The sequence below is a fragment of the Streptomyces sp. SCL15-4 genome (assembly GCF_033366695.1).
GTDB lineage: Bacteria > Actinomycetota > Actinomycetes > Streptomycetales > Streptomycetaceae > Streptomyces.
Map to the genome: position 1 here is coordinate 8,117,864 of NZ_JAOBTQ010000001.1, position 18,121 is coordinate 8,135,984.

The following is an 18,121-nucleotide window of genomic DNA, read 5'->3' on the forward strand; positions in this document are numbered from 1 at the left end:
CACTGGTGCGGTTGATGCAGGCCAGCCACACCGCCACGCTCGAGCGGCTGCCGGGAATGATCGCCGAGCATGCCGCCGCGGCGGGGATGCACGACGTGGCGGTCTTCGTGGTGGACGTCCGCGAGACGGTGCTGCGCCGGCTCACCGGCCAGGGGCCGACCGCCGGCGGCGGCGGACAGGAGTTCACCGTCTCGGGCAGTCTGCCCGGTCAGGCGTACCAGCGCGTGGAACTGATCCCCGAACGGGACGGGCCGCAGGATCGTCCGGGCGGCCGGAGGTGGTGGGTGGCCATCACCGACGGCGTCGAGCGCCTGGGTGTGCTGCGAGCCGACACCCATACCGATGACGAGCCCATCCGGCAGGCCCTGCGCGACCTGGCGTCCATGACGGCCCTGCTGCTGCTCAGCAAGCGGTCCTTCAGCGACTCCTACGCGCGCCTGGTGCGCACCGAGCCCATGAACGTGGCCGCGGAGATGCAGTGGAACCTCACCCCGCCGCCCGCCTACGCCGGAGACGACGCCACCGTGGGCGCGGTGATGGAACCCGCCTACCAGGTCGGCGGCGACGTCTTCGACTACGCCGTGGCCGGCAGCACCCTCCACCTGGGTGTCTTCGACGCGATGGGCCACGACACCACCGCCGGCATCACCGCCAACGTCGCCGTGGCCGCCTGCCGCAACGCCCGCCGCCAGGGCGCCTCCCTGAGCGAGACCAGCGAGCAGGTGGAACGGACCCTGATGGAACAGTTCAGCAACGGCCGCTACGTCACCGGCATCCTGGCCGACCTGGACCTGGAAAGCGGCCGGCTGACGTGGATCAACCGTGGCCACCACCTGCCGATCCTGATCCGCGGCAACCGCTGGACCACCGAACTGGCCTGCCCTCCGGCCGGCCCCATGGGCGCCGGCCTCGGCCTGCCGGTCATCACAGCCACCGAGCAGCTCCAGCCCGAGGACCGCCTGCTGCTCTACACCGACGGCATCGTCGAGGCCCGGGACGCCTGGGGAAGAGAGTTCGGCCGGGACCGGTTCGTCGACTTCATCCTGCGCCACCACTCCGGTCAGCACACCTTGCACGAGACCTTGCGCCGGCTGATGGCCGCCGTGGTGGCACACCACGACGGCAAGCTCGACGACGACGCCACCGTCCTGCTCACCGAATGGCGCGGTGGTCACCAGCAGGAATTGACCCCGTGAACCCCGTCTCCCACACGGAAGGCAGGAGCAAGGAATCCCTCCCGTCGAGACGTCTCGCCGTTTCAGTCCCGGCACCCGTGCAACTCGGCCGTGGTTCCTACCGGCCGGAGCCTTGGCGCAAGCCGGGCTTGCGGTGACCGAAGACACACCTTACGAGGAGGGCAAGGATGGATCACTCTCGTGTCCCTGTGCTGGAGGCGTTGCAGGAGTTCCGGCGTCGCGGCGACGTGGTGTACGGGCCTCCCGGTCACAAGCAGGGTCTGGGAGTCGATCCACGAGTCCTGGACATCGTGGGGGAGGGCGTGTTCGGCTCGGACGTGCTGTCCCTGAACGGGCTCGACGACCGCCGTGAGTCACAAGGGGTGCTCACCCAGGCGGAAGAGCTGATGGCCGACGCCGTCGGTGCCGAGCAGGCCTTCTTCTCCACCTGTGGCAGCTCCCTGTCGGTCAAGACGGCCATGCTGGCCGTGGCCGGGCCGGGCGAGAAACTCCTCGTCTCGCGCAATGCCCACAAGTCCGTGATCGCCGGCGTCATCGTCAACGGAGTGCAGCCGGTGTGGGTACACCCCAAGTTCGACACCGAGCGCCACCTGGCCCATCCGCCGGAGCCCGACGACGTACGCCGGGCCCTGCGGGAGCACCCCGATGCCAAGGGCATGCTGCTGATCACCCCGACGGACTGGGGATCGTGCGCCGACATCCGCGGTACCGCCGCCGTCTGCCACGACCACGACATTCCCCTGATCGTCGACGAGGCCTGGGGAGCCCATCTGCCCTTCCATCCCGACCTGCCGGCCTGGGGCATGAACGCCGACGCGGACCTCGTCGTCACCAGCGTCCACAAGATGGGCGGCGCCATCGAACAGAGCTCCGTCTTCCATCTCCAGGGCGACCGGGTCTCACCCGAGGTGCTCAAGCAGCGCGAGGACCTGCTCGGCACCACCAGTTCCTCCTCCCTGGTGTACGCCACCCTCGACGGATGGCGCCGCCACATGGTCCAGCACGGGCACGACCTGCTGGACGCGGCGCTGCACCGCACGGCACGCATCCGCAAGGCCGTCGCCGACATGCCCGGTCTGCGCCTGATGGGGCCGGAGGTCGTGGAGCAGGGGCTGACGGCGGAGCTGGACCTGCTGAAGATCACCATCGACGTACGGGAACTCGGCATCAGCGGGATGCAGGCCGCCGAGTGGCTGCGCGCGCACTGCCACGTGGACATCGGCTCCTCCGACACGTGCCGGATCAGCGCACAGGTCACCCACGCCGACAACGACCGGACCGAGAACCTCCTCACCGACTCGCTGCGCCGCCTCGTCGAGCACGCCGACACCATCGAGAAGCAACCGCCCATCCGCCTGCCCGAGCCCCGCACGCTGCAGTTGGAGCAGGCCATGCTCCCGCGTGACGCCTTCTTCGGCAGCGCCGAGCACGTCCCGGCCCGGCAGGCGGTGGGACGCGTCGCGGCGGAGACGATCAGCCCGTACCCGCCCGGTGTTCCCGTCGTGGCCCCGGGTGAGGTGATCACCCGGGAAGTCGTCGACTACCTCACCAGCGGTGTGGCCGCCGGCCTGCTCATCCCCGACGCCGCCGACCCCAGCGCCGAAACGCTGCGGGTGACGACGCGGTAGGGCGGTTCGCAGACCACGCGACTCCGGGCGGAAACGGCACGAGCAGGAGCGAGCCGCCCGCCACCCGGGCCTAGTCCGCGCTCACGGCCTCGACGACGGACAGCACCGTCGGCGTCGGCACGATCCGCCGCAGGCGCAGACCCGCCTCCTTGAAGAGCTGGACGAAGTCCTCTTCGGTGCGCTCGCGTCCCACCAGGGAGGACATCATCATCAGGTCGAGGGCCTTGGACTGGTGGGGCAGGTCACCGGGTGGTACGACGGCGTCGATGACGAGGACGCGGCCGCCCGGTGCCATGGCCTGCCGGCAGTTGCGCAGGATCGTGGCGGACTGCTCGTCGTCCCAGTCGTGGAGGATCCGCTTGATGAGGTAGATGTCCGCCGTCGGGACCGAGGAGAAGAAGTCGCCCTCGACCGCGGACCATCGGCCCACGATGTCGCCGCGGTCGCCCAGCCGGTGGCCGGCGAGGACGTGTGCCTGGTCGTGGAGCACTCCGCGCAGGCCCGGCTGACGGCGGAGCACCTCGACGAGCAGGCCGCCGTGGCCGCCGCCCACGTCCACGACGGTGCCCGTGGGCGGAAAGTGGTAGGCCTCGGCGATGGGTTCGTTCTCGTGGTCCGACAGGGCGGCCATGCCGACGTGGAAGACGGCGGCGGTTTCCGCGTCGCGCGCGAAGTAGTCGAAGAACGTGGTGCCGAAGATGCCGGTGAACGCGGAGCCGCCGTCGGTCAGGCAGCGGTGCATCTCCCCGGCGGGGCGCCACATGGTGGCGTCGGTGAGCATCAGGATCGCGGCACGGGCGGAATGAGGAGCGTCCGAGCGCAGCGCCTGACCGGTGGCGGTCAGCCGGAAACGCCCCGCGCCCGTCTCCTCGACCACGCCGCGAGTGGCGAGCAGCCGCAGGACTCGCCCGAGGTTGCGGGCGTCGGTCCCTGTCGCCTCGGCCAGCCACTCGACGCTCTGGTCACCGTCCGCCATGTGGTCGGCCACCCGCACGGCAGCGGCGGCGCGCAGCGCCGCGGGAAACAGGAAGCCCAGACTTTCGTCGATCAGCCGGGCGGCGGACTGCCGTGCCGTGTCCATTGCTGTGTCACCTCTTCTTGGGCGGGGCCCGGTTCCCGTGGCGGGCGGGCCGCGCGTGCGGGGACGGGCGGAGACGGTGGTTGCCGTCGGGGGTGATACGGTCAGAAGGACCGGTGTTGACCGGTGCGCGGGTTCGGTGAGACCGCTGGTCCCAGTGCATCCCCTAGGGCACGGCGCGGACAGAGGGCTTCCGGCCGTCTTCACCCGAACGTGGACAGGCCTTGCCCGACTGGTGTTGGCGAGGGCGCGGAACAGGCCTCGGGCGTGGCGGCAGCGCTCCTACGGCTCCTCGCCGCCTTCCCGCTGTGGTTTCCGCCGCCGGCTCGCCTCGCCGCGGGAACGCTCCCGTCGTCCGCCCGGCCGTGCCGTACCCGGCCTGCCTTGTCCTCGTCCTTGCCCGTCGCCCGGCCCCGCCGCTGTCGGCTGTCGTGCCCCCGTTCGCCGCGCGGTCGGCGAGGCGGTCATGGCGGCCGCCGAACCGATCGACGCGGTCGGGGACGTGGGGGACGGCCCGGAGACCCCCACGACCGTACTGTCCGCCGCGACCGCCGACATGCCCGCGCTCGCGGTGTTCGCTGTACGCCCGGCCGGCCTTGAGCTGAATGGCATGCCGCCATCGGCTGCCCGTCCGCGGCCACGCCCCGACGCGCGTTCCATTCGCCGTGCCGCTCGCCGCCTCGTTGACCGTCCCGCCGTCGAACGCTTCGGGCACCTGCTGGACGCCGACGGCTGTGGCCCGGAGATGCCCGAGGCGGGACGCGACACGTTCCCGCACACGTGTGCCGGTGGACCGGACCGCGAGTCCGATCCACGCAGGCCCATCGGACCGTACTCGCCTCCCGGTCGCCGCGGCGTGCTGGACGCCGATGCGACAGGGGCCACCGGCCCGGGTCACGGTCCCGGATGCCGTCGGCCGTGGGGTCACGCGCCGCGGGCCGTCGCACGGAAGGCCGTCGGTGTCGTGCCCGTCCGCTGTCGGAAGAACTTGGTGAAGTCGCTGGCGTCGGCGAAGCCGAGGCGTGCGGCGACGGCGGCGACGGTCAACGGGCCGTGGGCCAGCTCCCTTCTGGCCTCCAGCACCACGCGTTCGTCGATGTAGCGCTTCGCCGGCATGCCGGTGGCAGCCTCTGTCGCCCGGGTGAGCGTGCGACGGCTGTAGCCGAGTGCCGCCGCGTAGTCCTCCACCCGGCGGGTGACCGCGAAGTCGCGCTCCACGGCCGCGCGGAAACGGCGGAACGTCTCGTTCGGGGCCGGCCTGCCGGGCTCGGAACCGTACGCCCTCGCCAGGCGCACCATCAGCACCGCCAGCAGATGCCGCAGCACCTGCACATGGGACTCCAGAGGCAGCTCGGCCATCGCCTCGTACTCGTACCGCAAGTGCTCCAGTGCCCGGCGCAGGCCCTCCGCGTGCGGAGTGTCCGGTCTGAGGGGTGCCTGGGCCGACGCCAGGTCGGCGACCGAGGCGGCGGCCGTCTCCGTGTCGGGGAAACCCGGGGGAAAGGCGACCACCAGGCCTTCGGCCCTCGTCAGATCCGTGCCCCAGCGCTGTACCTGTCCGGGACGGATCCACAGCCAGGCGCCGCCGGACAGTTCGTACCGGGTGAAGTCCACCGAGACCGTCAGGCGGCTGCCCGGCCGCACGGCGACGAGCTGGTGGAAGGCCGGGCGCAACGACGCGTACGGATCGTTGCCGTGCCGGCGGGCGCGCTCGGCCAGCCCCGCCAGCTCCACCAGCTCCAGACCCGGCGGGGAGCCGGCCGTGCGCCGCAGCGCGAGGTCCCGGATGACCGACCGCCGCGCAACCTGTCCGTTTTTCCCCATGTCGAGTCCCGAGTGTACCGCCGCACCCCGTGACCGGGCTCCTAACGTGAGGACGTAGTCGCAGACCAGCGCGGTGCACGCGGGAAGGAAGGCCGGTATGAGACTGGTCGTGGGGTTGACGGGAGCCACGGGCGCCGTGTTCGGTGTCCGGTTCCTCCAGGTGCTGGCCCAGCTGCCGGACGTCGAGACCCATCTGGTCCTCAGCCGGTGGGCGCGGACGACGATCGAGCTGGAAACGGGCCTGTCCGTGAACGAGGTCGGCGACCTGGCCGACGTCGTGCACCGGCCGGAGGACCAGGGCGCAGCCATCTCCTCCGGGTCGTTCCGCACCGACGGCATGGTGATCGTGCCGTGCTCGATGAAGACGCTCGCCGGGATCCGCGCCGGATACGCCGACAGCCTGGTCGGGCGCGCCGCCGACGTGGTGCTCAAGGAGCGCCGCAGGCTCGTCCTCGTCCCGCGCGAGACACCGCTGAGCGAGATCCACCTGGAGAACATGCTCGCGCTCTCCCGGATGGGCGTGCGGTTGGTGCCGCCCATGCCCGCCTTCTACAACCACCCGCAGTCGGTGGACGACATCGTCGACCACGTCGTGGCCCGGATCCTGGACCAGTTCGACCTGCCCGCCCCCGCCGCCAAGAGGTGGGAGGGCATGCGTGCCGCCCGCCTCCTGCGACCGGCTTCCTGACCCTCGCTCCCCAGACCACCCGCGCCCTTGCGTCCCGGCGCACCCTCATCCCGCCCCTTTCGGCTTCCACGGAGTACCCATGGCTTATGACGACCTGCGCGGTTTCCTCAGCACGCTGGAGAAGGAAGGCCAGTTGCTGCGCGTCACCGAAGAAGTCCTGCCCGAACCCGACCTCGCCGCGGCGGCCAACGCCGCCGGGCGCATCGGCGAAGGCGCACCGGCCCTGTGGTTCGACAACGTCAAGGGCTTCACCGACGCGCGTATCGCCCTGAACGTCCACGGCTCCTGGGCCAACCACGCCCTCGCCCTCGGCCTGCCCAAGCACACCCCGGTCAAGGAGCAGGTGGAGGAGTTCGCCCGACGCTGGGACGCCTTCCCGGTCACGCCCGAGCGCCGCGAGGACGCCCCGTGGCGGGAGAACACCCAGGAGGGCGACGACGTCGACCTCTTCTCGGTACTTCCCCTGTTCCGCCTCAACGACGGCGACGGCGGCTTCTACCTCGACAAGGCGGCCGTGGTCTCCCGCGACCCCGAGGACCCCGGCCACTTCGGCAAGCAGAACGTGGGGACCTACCGCCTCCAGGTCATCGACAGGAACCGGCTCGCGATACAGCCCGTCCCCGTGCACGACATCGCGCTCCACCTGCGCAAGGCGGAGGAGAAGGGCGAGGACCTCCCCATCGCCGTCACCCTCGGCAACGACCCGGTGATGGCCATCGTGGCCGGGATGCCCATGGGATACGACCAGAGCGAGTACGAGATGGCCGGCGCGCTGCGCGGCGCACCCGCCCCGATCGCCACCGCCCCCCTCACCGGCTTCGACGTGCCCTGGGGCTCCGAGGTCGTCATCGAAGGCGTCATCGAGAGCCGCAAGCGGCAGATCGAGGGCCCCTTCGGCGAGTTCACCGGGCACTACTCCGGTGGCCGCCGCATGCCCGTCGTCCGCATCGACCGCATCTCCTACCGCACGAACCCGGTCTTCGAGTCCCTCTACCTGGGCATGCCGTGGACCGAGTGCGACTATCTCGTGGGCCCCAACACCTGTGTCCCGCTGCTGAAGCAGCTGCGCGCCGAGTTCCCCGAGGTCCAGGCCGTCAACGCCATGTACACGCACGGCCTGCTGGCCGTGATCTCCACCAGGAAGCGGTACGGCGGGTTCGCCAAGGCCGTGGCCATGCGGGCCATGACGACCCCGCACGGCCTCGGTTACATCACCACGGTCATCGTCGTCGACGAGGACGTGGACCCGTTCGACCTGCCGCAGGTCATGTGGGCGATGTCATCGAAGGTCAACCCGGCCGACGACGTCGTGGTCCTGCCCAACCTCTCCGTGGTGGAGCTGGCCCCGGCCGCCCAGCCGGCGGGCCTGACCAGCAAGATGATCATCGACGCCACCACGCCCGTGCATCCCGACGCGCGAGGCAACTTCTCCACGCCCACCAAGGACCTCCCCGAGGCGAAGGACTGGGCCGCCAGGCTCCAGCGCCTGCTGTCCGAAGCCCGCGGCTGACGCCCGTCCGGACACCCGCCCGACCCCGCAGCAAGGAAGGAACCCCCATGACCGACTGCTGTCCCCGCTGTGCCCACGAGAGCCTCAGGACCCTGCACTCCTCGCCCGTACCCGGTGTCTGGGACGTCGTGCAGTGCGGGCGCTGCCTCTACACCTGGCGGACCAGCGAGCCGGACCGGCGCACACGGCGCGCCGCCTACCCGGAGGCGTTCCGGCTGACCCCCGAGGACATGGCGAACGCCGCCGAGGTGCCGGCCGTACCGCCCCTGCGCGCCGGCGACGCCCGCCAGGAGACCGGGCAGACCGCCGGCCCGGCGGCGGCCGGCACGACCGGGTCGCAGCGGGCCGCGCGCGGGCGGTAGTCACCCGGCAGGGGCGGGCGACCACACGGGTTTCCATGCCGTGCCGACCGCCGCCGCGACCGTACGCACCCCCGTGCCGGAGCCGTGCTCCGCGCGGGGATGCCGGCGTTCCGGAAGGCCCACCCGGCTCAAAGAAGCGCTTTGGGTGTCTCAAAGTACAAGTGTTAACGTGTTCGGCATGAAGACAGCTGTGCGCCCCCGTGAACCCATGAGCCCCCTGCTCGTGGTGCGCCTGCATGTCGACCTGTGCCGCTGTATGTCCGCGGTCTGTTGCCGCGCGGTCTGACCGGCATCATGCAGCGGCGCCGCCCGTAGCGCGCGTGCGCCGCACCCACCCCGCCCTTTCCGTATTCCCCGATACGCCCTCACTGGAGTGTGTCCGTGTCCGCGTCCGCGAGCACCGAAACCCCCGCCAAGCCCGTCCGGGGCATACCCGCCGTGCCCTTCTGGGCCCAGATCATCGCCGGTCTCGTCCTGGGCGTCCTCCTCGGCTGGATCACCCGCACCTATGACGTGCAGTGGCTGCACACCACACTCGACAAGGTCGGCCACATCTTCGTCCAGCTGCTGAAGCTGGCCGTCGCCCCGCTGGTCTTCTTCGCGATCCTGGTGTCCATCACCAACCTGCGCAAGGTGAACAACGCCGCCCGGCTGGCCTCCCGCACCCTGCTCTGGTTCATGATCACATCGCTGATCGCGGTCGCCATCGGCCTCGCGATCGGCCTGGTCACCAACCCGGGCGCGGGCACCGGTCTCACGCCGAAGGACGGCAAGATGCCCGAGACCGCCGGCTCCTGGCTGGACTTCCTCACCGGCATCGTCCCGACGGACGTCATCACGCCCTTCACCGAGCTGAACGTCCTGCAGATCGTCTTCATGGCCGTCGTCGCCGGCATCGCCGCGCTGAAGCTCGGCGAGAAGGCGCAGCCGATCCTCACTCTCAGCGAGTCGGTCCTGGAACTGCTGCAGAAGGCCCTGTGGTGGGTCATCCGCCTCGCCCCGCTCGGCACCGTCGGCCTCATCGGCTACGCCATCGCCGACTACGGCTGGGACCTCATCGGCAAGTACGCCACCTTCACCGCCGACGTCTACATCGGCTGCGCCCTGGTCCTCTTCGGCGTCTACCCGCTGCTGCTGGCGACCGTCGCCAAGGTCAACCCGGTCCAGTTCTTCAAGGGTGCCTGGCCCGCCATCCAGCTGGCCTTCGTCTCCCGCTCGTCCGTCGGCACCATGCCGGTCACGGTCAAGGTCACCGAGCGCCTCGGCGTGCCGAAGGAGTACACCTCCTTCGCCGTCCCGTTCGGCGCCACGACGAAGATGGACGGCTGCGCCGCGATCTACCCGGCACTCGCCGCGATCTTCATCGCCCAGATCTTCGACGTGCAGCTGAGCGTCGGCGACTACCTGCTGATCGCCTTCGTCTCGGTGATCGGCTCCGCGGCCACCGCCGGTCTGACGGGTGCCACGGTCATGCTGACGCTGACCCTGTCCACGCTGGGCCTGCCGCTGGAGGGCGTGGGCCTGCTGATGGCGATCGACCCGGTGCTGGACATGATGCGCACGGCCACCAACGTCGCCGGCCAGGCACTGGTCCCGGTCGTCGTCGCCGCCCGCGAGAAGATCCTCGACCTCGACGCTTACAACTCCGCCTCGGGATCCGAGGTGGACGACGAGTACGGCGTGCATGACGCCGAGCCGAAGGTGAACGTGCCGGTCACCGCCTGACACTCCCGCACGCGATGGCGCCCTCACCGGCCTGCCGGTGAGGGCGCCATCGCGTGTGCGGTCACGGGCCGCCGAGGGAGCCGTTGAGTGCCGCGGGCTGCGCGGTGACCCGGCTCGCGCATCAGGCGGGAAAGCACCTACGGAGCCGAGTCGGTGTCTGATACTGATCGTTGACGTGAGATTACGAACAGGGCTACGCTCTGCTCACCCACGAGCTGCTCATATCATGGCCACGGATATTCGACACCGGGTTCCACGACAAAGCAAGGCGCGGCGGAATATCTCGACGTGGATCGCCGTATCCGACCGAAGCGAGCGTCACGCAAGAGGCGCCGAGCCCAGGGGTATGAGTCAGCGCTTATCCATCGACTTCCAAGTCTGTATTCTCCGCCTGTTCCGCGGCGACCTGCCGGGAATTCTCCGGGCTCGAACGAAGGTTTTCATGGAAAAGCTCTTCGCCCGTTCCCCTGATGGCTGTCGATACGCCTACATCCGACTCGGCGACGACGAGCGGACGCCACCCCTGCTGCTCCTGTCACATTTCCGTGCCGGCATCGACATGTGGGACCCGGCCCTGCTCGAAAGGCTTGCGGCGGACCGCGCGGTGATCGTCGCGGACAACCGCGGTATCGGCCTGTCGGACGGAGTGACCCCGAACACGGTCGTGGCCATGGCGGAGGGAATCGCCGAGTTCTTGGCGTCACTGGGACTCGTCAGCGTCGATGTGCTCGGATTCTCACTGGGCGGCTACGTGGCCCAGGCCCTGGCGCGCATCCGGCCGGATCTGGTACGCCGCCTGGTACTCGCCGGCACCGCGCCACGCGGATTCGGTGAGGACATCGCCGCGGGCGGCCGGATACGGTCGATCATCAGCAAAGAGCTGATCAGCCCCAAAGACCTCATCCACCTGTTCTTCCCGCCGACCGCGGCCGGCCGGGCGCACGGCGTCGAGTACGTCCGCCGCCTGTCCCGACACCGGACGGGCCCGGGCGGCGATGTCGCCGAAGCTTCCTGGCGGGCCCAGTTGGAAGCCGCGGCGGCCTGGGGAGCACATGATCCGCTGGCCGCCCGGGAGCTTGCGGCGATCACGCAGCCGACCCTCGTCGCACACGGCGAACTCGACACCATGGTCGCCGTGGAAAAGAGCACCATTTTGGCGTCACACATGCCACGTTCCGTACTGAAGACCTACCCCGGCACCGGACACGGGTTCCTGTTCCAGGCGTACGAGGAATTCGGTGCCGACGTGGTGCGCTTTCTGACGGACAAGTCGTCCCGGCACGCCGTGCTTCCCTAGGGGGAGATGAAGTGGAGTCGACCGAGCAAAGCGCCGGGCAGATGTCCCGGTGCCCGTTCGAGCTGGACGTCGACGGTTCGGACCAGCACGCGGAGAACGCCCGCCTGCGAGCGGCGGGCAGAGCCGTGCCGGTCCGACTCCCCGGTGGTGTGCGGGCGTGGGCGATTCCGCACCATGCGGACCTGCGCCGGGTGCTGACGGATCCCAGGATCGCCAAGGGGATCGCGCACTGGGGGGCGGCGGCCCGCGGCGAAGTGCCGGACGGGTGGCCGTTGACCGGCTTCGTCGCGACCGACAGCGTCATCAACTCACACGGCGCGGATCACCGGCGGTTGCGCGGACTGGTCGACCAGGCGCTGACCCCGGCACGGGTGGAGGCCATGCGCCCGGGCGTGGAACAACTCGTCGACGCGCTCCTCGACCGGCTCGCCGCACTGCCGCGGGACCGGCCGGTGGACTTCCGCAAGGCTTTCGCCTATCCGATCCCCACCACCGTCATCTCGGATCTGCTGGGCGTCCCGCAGCGCAAGCGACGTCTGCTGCACGTGCTCACCGGCATGCAGACCCGTACGAACAACACCCCGGAACAGGTCCTGGAGATCGACGGACGGATCGAAGCGCTGCTGCGGGAGATCGTGGCGGAACGTCGCGGCGCCCCCGGGGACGACCTCATCAGCGCGCTGCTCACCGCCCGCCGAGCCGGAGACGACCGGCTCAGCGACAGCGAACTGCACGGCATGATCCTGCTGATGTTCTTCGCCGGCCACCAGAGCGTCATCAACGTCCTCGTCAACGCCTGCCACGCGCTGCTCACCCATCCCGGGCAGCTCGCGGCCGTCCGCGCCGGAGAGGTCCCGTGGAGTGCCGTGGTCGAGGAGACGATGCGCTGGAACGGCGCGGTGAACCAGTTCCCGATGCGCTATCCGCTCGAGGACGTCGCCATAGGAGGCGAGACGATCCGCCGCGGAGAAGCCATCCTCGCGTCCTTCGGGTCGGCGGGCCGCGACCCGGAGCACCACGGAGCGGACGCCGAACGCTTCGACGTCCGCCGCCGACAGGCCGGCCACCTCGGCTTCGGGTACGGTCCGCACTTCTGTGTCGGCATCCACCTCGCGCGCCTCCAGCTCGAGACGGCACTGGCCGGATTCTTCCAGCGCTTTCCCGACGTGCGGCCGGCGCCGTCCGGCACGTGGACCGTGCGGCCCGTGCCCTCGTTCGTCAGCAACAGCATCGAGGCGCTCCCCGTGCTCCTCGGCCCCGCCGCGGGAACCGGACCACGCTGACGCGGCACGCACGTTCGCGGCGCCGAGCGGCACGCACCGCGCGGCGGAAGGCTCGCCGGCCGCGCCCGACCCACAGAGAGGACGCCCCCCGTGACCACGCCCGTAATCGCCCTCCTGGCACCCACCGCCGCCGCCTCCCGCGCCGAACAGCTCACCGTGCCCGCCTTCGGTGACATCGTCGTGGACCGGCCGGCACACGCCGACTGGCAGCGCTACCTGCACGAGTTCGACCCGTCAGCCGACCTCGCGGCGGTGTGGATCGACGCGGACGCCGAGCCGCTGCCCGCCGTCCGGGCCCTGCGGTCGAACACGAGGTTCGACCGGACCCGGGTGTACGTCGTCGGACCCGGCACGGCCGGCCCGGTTCCCGCCTGGGCGGAAGCACTGGACGTCGAGGACATCGTGCGGCCCGCCGCGGTGGCGCCCGAGGGGCTCACCGCCTCGGTCGAACTGGCCCTGCGGGCACACCGCGCGTTGATGACGGACGACCTCTACACCGACTACTACCTCGACATGACGTTCAACAAGATCTTCGACTGGTTCGAGACGACCCGCTGGGACTGGACCGAGGTGGACCTGGACCGCATCGAGCGCGGCACGCTGGACGAACGGACCGTGGACTTCCTCACCGAGGCGGCCGTGATCGAGTTCGGCACCCTGCCCGGTGCCCACAACTTCCTGCGGGAGTGGCAGGACGAGGTCAGCTTCTCCTCCTGGGTCCTGCAATGGGGTGCGGAGGAAACTCGTCACTCGCTGGTCCAGGCCCGCTATCTGGACCGGATCGGGGTCAGGCTCCGTTCGAAGCACGCTCTCTACAAACGCCAGCCGTACCCGCAGGGAGAGGTGCGCTCCGCCACCCTCATGATGAACGTGATCTCGGAGTCACGCGCGTCCGCCCTCTACAAGTCGCTCGCGGCCCATGCGCCGGAGCCGGTGATCCGCAAGATCTGGCGGCTTCTGGCCCGGGACGAGGCCCGGCACTGCCGTGCGTTCTCGGTCTTCATGCGGGAATTGTGCGACGGCGACCCGGTCCATCGGACCGCCGCGCTGAGCATGGCCTACATCTGGCTCGCGGACCGGCGCAACGGCGTCAAGCATCCGGCGGGCATGTTCTATCCGCACTCCACGTCCTCGGCCGGCATCCGCCGGATCGAGACCCTCCAGCGCGACTCGGTGGACGCCGCCGACGCCAAGGTGATGTCGATCGTCCGGCTCCTGGCGGACGACCACTCGCTGGAGACGCCGCGGGACATCAAGGCCAAGCTGCGCGACCTGGCCCGCCGGCCCGGCGCTCGCTGACCGGCCGTCCCGGCGTCCGCCCCCGACCGCTCCGCCGACGCGTCGGCCTCACAGAACAGGACGACAACACGCCATGCCACAGGTGGGTGTCACCGACATCGAACGAACAGTCCGCCACATCGTCGCCGAGCAACTGCGCGTCACGGTCGAGGAGGTGGACGTGGACGCCGATCTGCGCTCCCTGCCGCGTTTCGACTCCATACACGCGCTCCAGATCGTGCTCGAGATCGAGCAGCACTACGACATCGAGGTGGAGGACCACATCGTCTTCGAGACGAGCACCGTGCGGGAGTTCGCGGCAGCGGTCGCCGGGGTGATCGCGGAGGCAGGCCCGGAGCCGGTGTCGTGACCCTTTTCGCGGCGCTAGGTCACGTCGCCGCACGCAGGTCCGGGCGGGGCCTGCACGTGCTGCGCCGGGGCCGGGACGGCCACGCCCTGTCCTGCACCGACCTCTTCACCGAGGCCGGACGGGTGGCGGCGGGCCTGCTGTCCCGAGGAGTGGAGCCCGGCGAGCGGGTTGCCCTGGTCCTGCCGACGTCGCTGGACTTCGCACGTGCCTTCTTCGGCGTGCTCGGGGCCGGCGCCGTCGCCGTGCCACTGCCCGGACCCGCTCCCTTCGGGTCGTCCGACGCCTACCTCCGGCGCACCGCCGCCGCACTGCGCCGCTCACGGGTCCGCACCGTGCTGACGGCTCCCGCCGTGCTCCCGCTGCTCGGTCCGGGACTGTCCACCGGCGACCGCCCGGTCGACGTCCTCCTGGTGCCGGAGGTGACCGAGCCGGGCACCGCGCACGTCGCACGGACGGCGTCGGACCAGGCCGTGGTCCAGTACACGTCGGGAACCAGCAGTGAGCCACGGGGCGTCGTGCTCAGCCACGGCAACGTGGCGGCCGCGGTGGAGGCCATCGCCCGTGGCACCCGGCTCACCGCGTCCGACGTCGGCTGCACCTGGCTGCCCCTCTTCCACGACATGGGGCTGGTCGGCTCCTTCCTGACACCGCTGCTGCACGATGTCGACACCCATCTGCTGCCGCCCGAGGACTACCTGCGCAACCCGGGGGACTGGATCCAGGCCATGGGACGGCTGGGTGCCACCTACACCATGGCTCCGGATTCCGGCTACCGGTACGTCCTGCGACGCGACGCGGGGCCGCTGGCCGGGCTGGACCTTTCCCGCTGGCGCATCGCGGTGAACGGCGCCGAGCCGGTCGACCGGCGGCTCCAGGACGCTTTCACCGAGCGTTTCGCGCCCGCCGGACTGGCGAAGGACGTCTTCCTGCCGGCCTACGGACTGGCGGAGGCGACCCTGGCGGTCGCCTTTCCGCCGGTCGGCCGGCCGACCAAGGTGCTGCGTGCCGACCGGGACGAACTGAACCGGGGCCGGTACGTACCGGCGTCCTCCGGTGCCGGGCCGTATCGCGAACTGGTCAGCGTGGGAACGCCGGTGCGGCGTACCGAGGTCCGTCTCACCACCGCGGCCGGCGCACCGGCCGCGGCCGGCACGGTCGGCGCCATCGAGGTCCGGGGCGCCTCCGTCTCCAGCACCGGGTACGACCATCACCCGGAGGAGAGCCGTCGCGTCCTCCTGCCGGGCGGCTGGCTGACGACCGGTGACCTGGGACTGTGGCACGACGGCGAGCTGTACATCGTGGGCCGCGCGAAAGAGGTGATCATCGTCTTCGGCGCGAACCACTGGGCGAGCGACATCGAGGCGGTGGTGCGGGACACGCCGGGCCTCCCCGTCCACGGCGTCCTAGCCGAACAGATCTGGAGCGACGAGGGAGGCCGGCTCGGGCTCGTCGTCGAGACGACGCAGCAGGACGAGGTGGGCCGTCGTGCCACGACGCGACGCATCCGCGCGCGCGTCATGGCCGAGCTGGGCGTCACACCCGACGCGATCACGTTCGTGCGCCGGGGCGGAATCGCCCGTACCTCCAGCGGCAAGGCGCTGCGCCGCCCGCCACCCCCCGACACCCGCACGTTCCGCTCCGGCGCATGACGGACCCGGAACACCGGATCACACCGCGCGCCCGCGACAGGGCACCACATGCCGCAGGCCCACGGAGCCCCCTGGCCACCCGCCGTGGGGACGACAGCCCGCACGACCGGTCCTGGAGGCCTCTCATGGCGCACCACGGCGCATACCTGCTCGGTCACTCCGAGAGCGAGCACCGAAGACTGTCCCTGCAGAACAAGGCGGTCTCGCCGTTCACCGAGCGCACGCTGCGGTCGGCCGGAATACGCCCGGGGATGAACGTCCTGGACATCGGCGCCGGACCGGGCGACGTCTCCCTGCTGGCAGCCGGTCTGGTCGGGCCCGGCGGGCACGTGGTGGGAATCGATCGTGACCCCGAGAGCGTCCGCAAGGCGCGGATCCGGTCGCGTGACGCGGGTCTCGCGCGCTCGGTGCGGTACGAGGTCGCGGACATCGGCAGCTTCACCTGGCCGGAGAAATTCGATGTCCTGGTCGGCAGGTACATCCTGATGTACCTGCCCGATCCCGCGCCGGCGCTCCGCCGTCTGACTTCCCTGCTGAAACCGGACGGAATCGTCGTCATGCACGAGATGGACTTCACCAACACCTCGCCGTCCCATCCGCCGCTGCCGGAGTGGGACCAGTACTACGCGCTGTGGCCCAAGCCCTTCCTGGCGACCGGCGCCGTCCCCGACTTCGGTCCCCGCCTCGCCCGGACGTTCCTCGACGCCGGCCTCCAGCGCCCGGAGGTGGCCACCTGGGTGCCGGTGGCGGGCTCCGGCGATTCCGCGGTTCTCGACTGGCTCAGCACCACCTGTCGCGAGATCGCGACACCGCTGCGTACCGCCGGTGTCACGGTGCCGGACCACCTCCGCTTCGACGACTGCCTGCCGCAGCGCCTCCGGGACCTCGTCCTGTCCCGCGGGGCCCGGGTCAGCGGGCCGACGCAGTTCGGTGCCCACGTCCGGCTGACGAGGTGAGGCACATCCGGACGCCGATCCGTCCACCGAGACCGCGCAGGCCGGACAACTGGTCACTCTCCGGGCGCCGGAGAAGGATCTGCCCGGCCGGCTCGGCGCGCCCCTTCCGAGGAGTCATCGACCATGTCCGGCACTTTCGAGCACTGCCAGACCGGCCCACTGCCGTCCTTTCTGGCAGCGCCGCCACGGGCGGCCGTCCAGCGGGTGCGGATGCCCACGGGTGATCACATGTGGCTGGTCACCGACTACGCCCTGGGGCGCGCCGCGCTGGCCGACACACGTCTCAGCAGAGCTGCCGCCACCCACCCCGATGCTCCGAAATGGGGATCCGTCGACCTCTCGCCCAACTCGATCATGAGTCTGGACGGCGCGGACCACGCCCGGCTGCGCCGGGTCGCCGCAGCGGCGTTCACCGGCACTCGGGTCACCGCACAGGCGGCGGTCATCGAGGAGGCCGCCGACGCGCTGCTGGACCGGGTACAGGCCGCGGGGCCGGGCGCCGACCTGGTCAGCGGTTACGCCTCGCCGCTTCCGATGGTCGCGTTGAGTTCACTGCTCGGCGTGCCGGTCACGGACCGGCCCGTTTTCGACGCCGCCGTGACCGCCCTGTTCGACATGACGTCTCGGAGGGTCGGCGCAAGAGGCCGCCATGTCCTGACGCTCGTCCAGTACATGTCCTCACTGATCGACGGCAAGCGAGACGCGCCCGGGCCGGATCTCCTGAGCGCGTTGGTGCGGGCCGAGCAGTCGGGTGAGATCTCCCGCATCGAGTTGATCAATCTCGGACTGGCACTTCTCATGGCCGGTTACGAGACCACCGCCCATCAACTGAGCCTCGCCATCCTCGAACTGCTCACCGGCGACGCGCCCGGCGGGGCTTTTGTGGAGGAGCTGGTGGACGAGCTGCTCCGCAAGACGCCGTCCACACCCATCACCTTTCCCCGAGTGGCCGTCGAGGATCTCGTGCTGGGTGAGACGAGGGTGCGAAAAGGAGAGGCCGTCATCGTCTCCTTGCTGCACTGCAACCACGATCCCGGCGTGTTCCGCACACCGGCCGTGCGGAGCGACGCCCGCCGGCCCGCACACCTCACGTTCGGTCACGGCGCCCACCGATGCATGGGCGCGCCGCTGGTCCTGCTGCAGATGAGGATCGCGCTGACCCGTCTGCGGCAGCGTTTCCCCGGCCTGCGACTCGCACCCCGGGACGGGGCCCTGGTATGGCGGGAGGGCCTCGCGACGCGCGGTGTGTCAAGGCTGCTCGTCGAGTGGTGACCGAG

15 protein-coding genes are annotated in these 18,121 nt (G+C 70.6%); 13 read left to right on the plus strand and 2 right to left on the minus strand.

All coding sequences use genetic code 11. The annotated features are described in order from the left end of the window. Window positions 1–14: 14 nt before the first annotated feature. Both SCK26_RS36560 and SCK26_RS36565 read left to right on the plus strand, forming a co-directional pair. The gene (locus SCK26_RS36560) at window positions 15–1,196 is read left to right on the plus strand and encodes a PP2C family protein-serine/threonine phosphatase (protein WP_412080880.1); all 1,182 of its coding nucleotides are present in this window, start codon (window positions 15–17) and stop codon (window positions 1,194–1,196) included. Between the two features lie 167 nt (window positions 1,197–1,363). Then, window positions 1,364–2,824 (plus strand): ornithine decarboxylase, encoded by a 1,461-nt coding sequence (locus SCK26_RS36565; protein ID WP_318205683.1) that lies wholly within the window; start codon window positions 1,364–1,366, stop codon window positions 2,822–2,824. A gap of 70 nt (window positions 2,825–2,894) precedes the next feature. Here the strand turns inward: SCK26_RS36565 and SCK26_RS36570 are convergent, their stop codons facing one another. After that, a complete protein-coding gene (locus tag SCK26_RS36570; RefSeq protein WP_318205684.1) occupies window positions 2,895–3,905 on the minus strand; it encodes a methyltransferase in 1,011 nt (336 codons plus the stop codon). Between the two features lie 921 nt (window positions 3,906–4,826). Next, a complete protein-coding gene (locus tag SCK26_RS36575; RefSeq protein ID WP_318205685.1) occupies window positions 4,827–5,726 on the minus strand; it encodes a helix-turn-helix transcriptional regulator in 900 nt (299 codons plus the stop codon). 97 nt (window positions 5,727–5,823) lie between these two features. Between SCK26_RS36575 and SCK26_RS36580 the strand changes: the two genes are divergently transcribed. From SCK26_RS36580 to SCK26_RS36630, 11 genes are all read left to right on the plus strand, one after another. Then, a complete protein-coding gene (locus tag SCK26_RS36580; protein ID WP_318205686.1) occupies window positions 5,824–6,414 on the plus strand; it encodes a non-oxidative hydroxyarylic acid decarboxylases subunit B in 591 nt (196 codons plus the stop codon). Between the two features lie 79 nt (window positions 6,415–6,493). Next, window positions 6,494–7,924, plus strand: a complete 1,431-nt coding sequence (locus SCK26_RS36585; RefSeq protein WP_318205687.1) for a non-oxidative hydroxyarylic acid decarboxylases subunit C — start codon at window positions 6,494–6,496, stop codon at window positions 7,922–7,924. Between the two features lie 47 nt (window positions 7,925–7,971). Next, the gene (locus SCK26_RS36590) at window positions 7,972–8,286 is read left to right on the plus strand and encodes a non-oxidative hydroxyarylic acid decarboxylases subunit D (RefSeq protein WP_318205688.1); all 315 of its coding nucleotides are present in this window, start codon (window positions 7,972–7,974) and stop codon (window positions 8,284–8,286) included. A gap of 375 nt (window positions 8,287–8,661) precedes the next feature. Continuing rightward, on the plus strand, window positions 8,662–10,011 hold the full coding sequence (locus tag SCK26_RS36595; protein WP_318205689.1) for a dicarboxylate/amino acid:cation symporter: 1,350 nt from the start codon (window positions 8,662–8,664) through the stop codon (window positions 10,009–10,011). Window positions 10,012–10,357: 346 nt separating this feature from the next. Next, window positions 10,358–11,308, plus strand: coding sequence for an alpha/beta hydrolase (locus SCK26_RS36600; RefSeq protein WP_318205690.1), 951 nt, complete (start codon window positions 10,358–10,360; stop codon window positions 11,306–11,308). Between the two features lie 11 nt (window positions 11,309–11,319). Beyond that, window positions 11,320–12,591, plus strand: a complete 1,272-nt coding sequence (locus SCK26_RS36605) for a cytochrome P450 (protein ID WP_318205691.1) — start codon at window positions 11,320–11,322, stop codon at window positions 12,589–12,591. 90 nt (window positions 12,592–12,681) lie between these two features. Further along, the gene (locus SCK26_RS36610; RefSeq protein ID WP_318205692.1) at window positions 12,682–13,890 is read left to right on the plus strand and encodes a ferritin family protein; all 1,209 of its coding nucleotides are present in this window, start codon (window positions 12,682–12,684) and stop codon (window positions 13,888–13,890) included. A 73-nt stretch (window positions 13,891–13,963) separates the two neighbouring features. Next, a complete protein-coding gene (locus SCK26_RS36615; protein WP_318205693.1) occupies window positions 13,964–14,239 on the plus strand; it encodes an acyl carrier protein in 276 nt (91 codons plus the stop codon). Then, complete coding sequence (locus SCK26_RS36620) at window positions 14,236–15,888, plus strand: AMP-binding protein (protein WP_318205694.1); 1,653 nt, start codon at window positions 14,236–14,238, stop codon at window positions 15,886–15,888. Before SCK26_RS36615 ends, SCK26_RS36620 begins: the two co-directional genes overlap by 4 nt. 125 nt (window positions 15,889–16,013) lie before the next feature. Then, window positions 16,014–16,844, plus strand: coding sequence for a class I SAM-dependent methyltransferase (locus SCK26_RS36625; protein WP_318205695.1), 831 nt, complete (start codon window positions 16,014–16,016; stop codon window positions 16,842–16,844). Window positions 16,845–16,967: 123 nt separating this feature from the next. Continuing rightward, a complete protein-coding gene (locus SCK26_RS36630) occupies window positions 16,968–18,116 on the plus strand; it encodes a cytochrome P450 (RefSeq protein WP_318205696.1) in 1,149 nt (382 codons plus the stop codon). The last annotated feature ends 5 nt before the right edge of the window (window positions 18,117–18,121 follow it).

What these genes read in the sequence shown, in the direction of transcription:
- SCK26_RS36600 (WP_318205690.1), top strand. Translation starts at nt 10,358, where the DNA reads ATGAGTCAGCGCTTATCCATCGACTTCCAAGTCTGTATTCTCCGCCTG.
- SCK26_RS36590 (WP_318205688.1), top strand. Translation starts at nt 7,972, where the DNA reads ATGACCGACTGCTGTCCCCGCTGTGCCCACGAGAGCCTCAGGACCCTG.
- SCK26_RS36560 (WP_412080880.1), top strand. Translation starts at nt 15, where the DNA reads ATGCAGGCCAGCCACACCGCCACGCTCGAGCGGCTGCCGGGAATGATC.
- SCK26_RS36570 (WP_318205684.1), bottom strand. Translation starts at nt 3,905, where the DNA reads ATGGACACGGCACGGCAGTCCGCCGCCCGGCTGATCGACGAAAGTCTG.
- SCK26_RS36615 (WP_318205693.1), top strand. Translation starts at nt 13,964, where the DNA reads ATGCCACAGGTGGGTGTCACCGACATCGAACGAACAGTCCGCCACATC.
- SCK26_RS36625 (WP_318205695.1), top strand. Translation starts at nt 16,014, where the DNA reads ATGGCGCACCACGGCGCATACCTGCTCGGTCACTCCGAGAGCGAGCAC.
- SCK26_RS36630 (WP_318205696.1), top strand. Translation starts at nt 16,968, where the DNA reads ATGTCCGGCACTTTCGAGCACTGCCAGACCGGCCCACTGCCGTCCTTT.
- SCK26_RS36580 (WP_318205686.1), top strand. Translation starts at nt 5,824, where the DNA reads ATGAGACTGGTCGTGGGGTTGACGGGAGCCACGGGCGCCGTGTTCGGT.
- SCK26_RS36565 (WP_318205683.1), top strand. Translation starts at nt 1,364, where the DNA reads ATGGATCACTCTCGTGTCCCTGTGCTGGAGGCGTTGCAGGAGTTCCGG.
- SCK26_RS36585 (WP_318205687.1), top strand. Translation starts at nt 6,494, where the DNA reads ATGGCTTATGACGACCTGCGCGGTTTCCTCAGCACGCTGGAGAAGGAA.
- SCK26_RS36575 (WP_318205685.1), bottom strand. Translation starts at nt 5,726, where the DNA reads ATGGGGAAAAACGGACAGGTTGCGCGGCGGTCGGTCATCCGGGACCTC.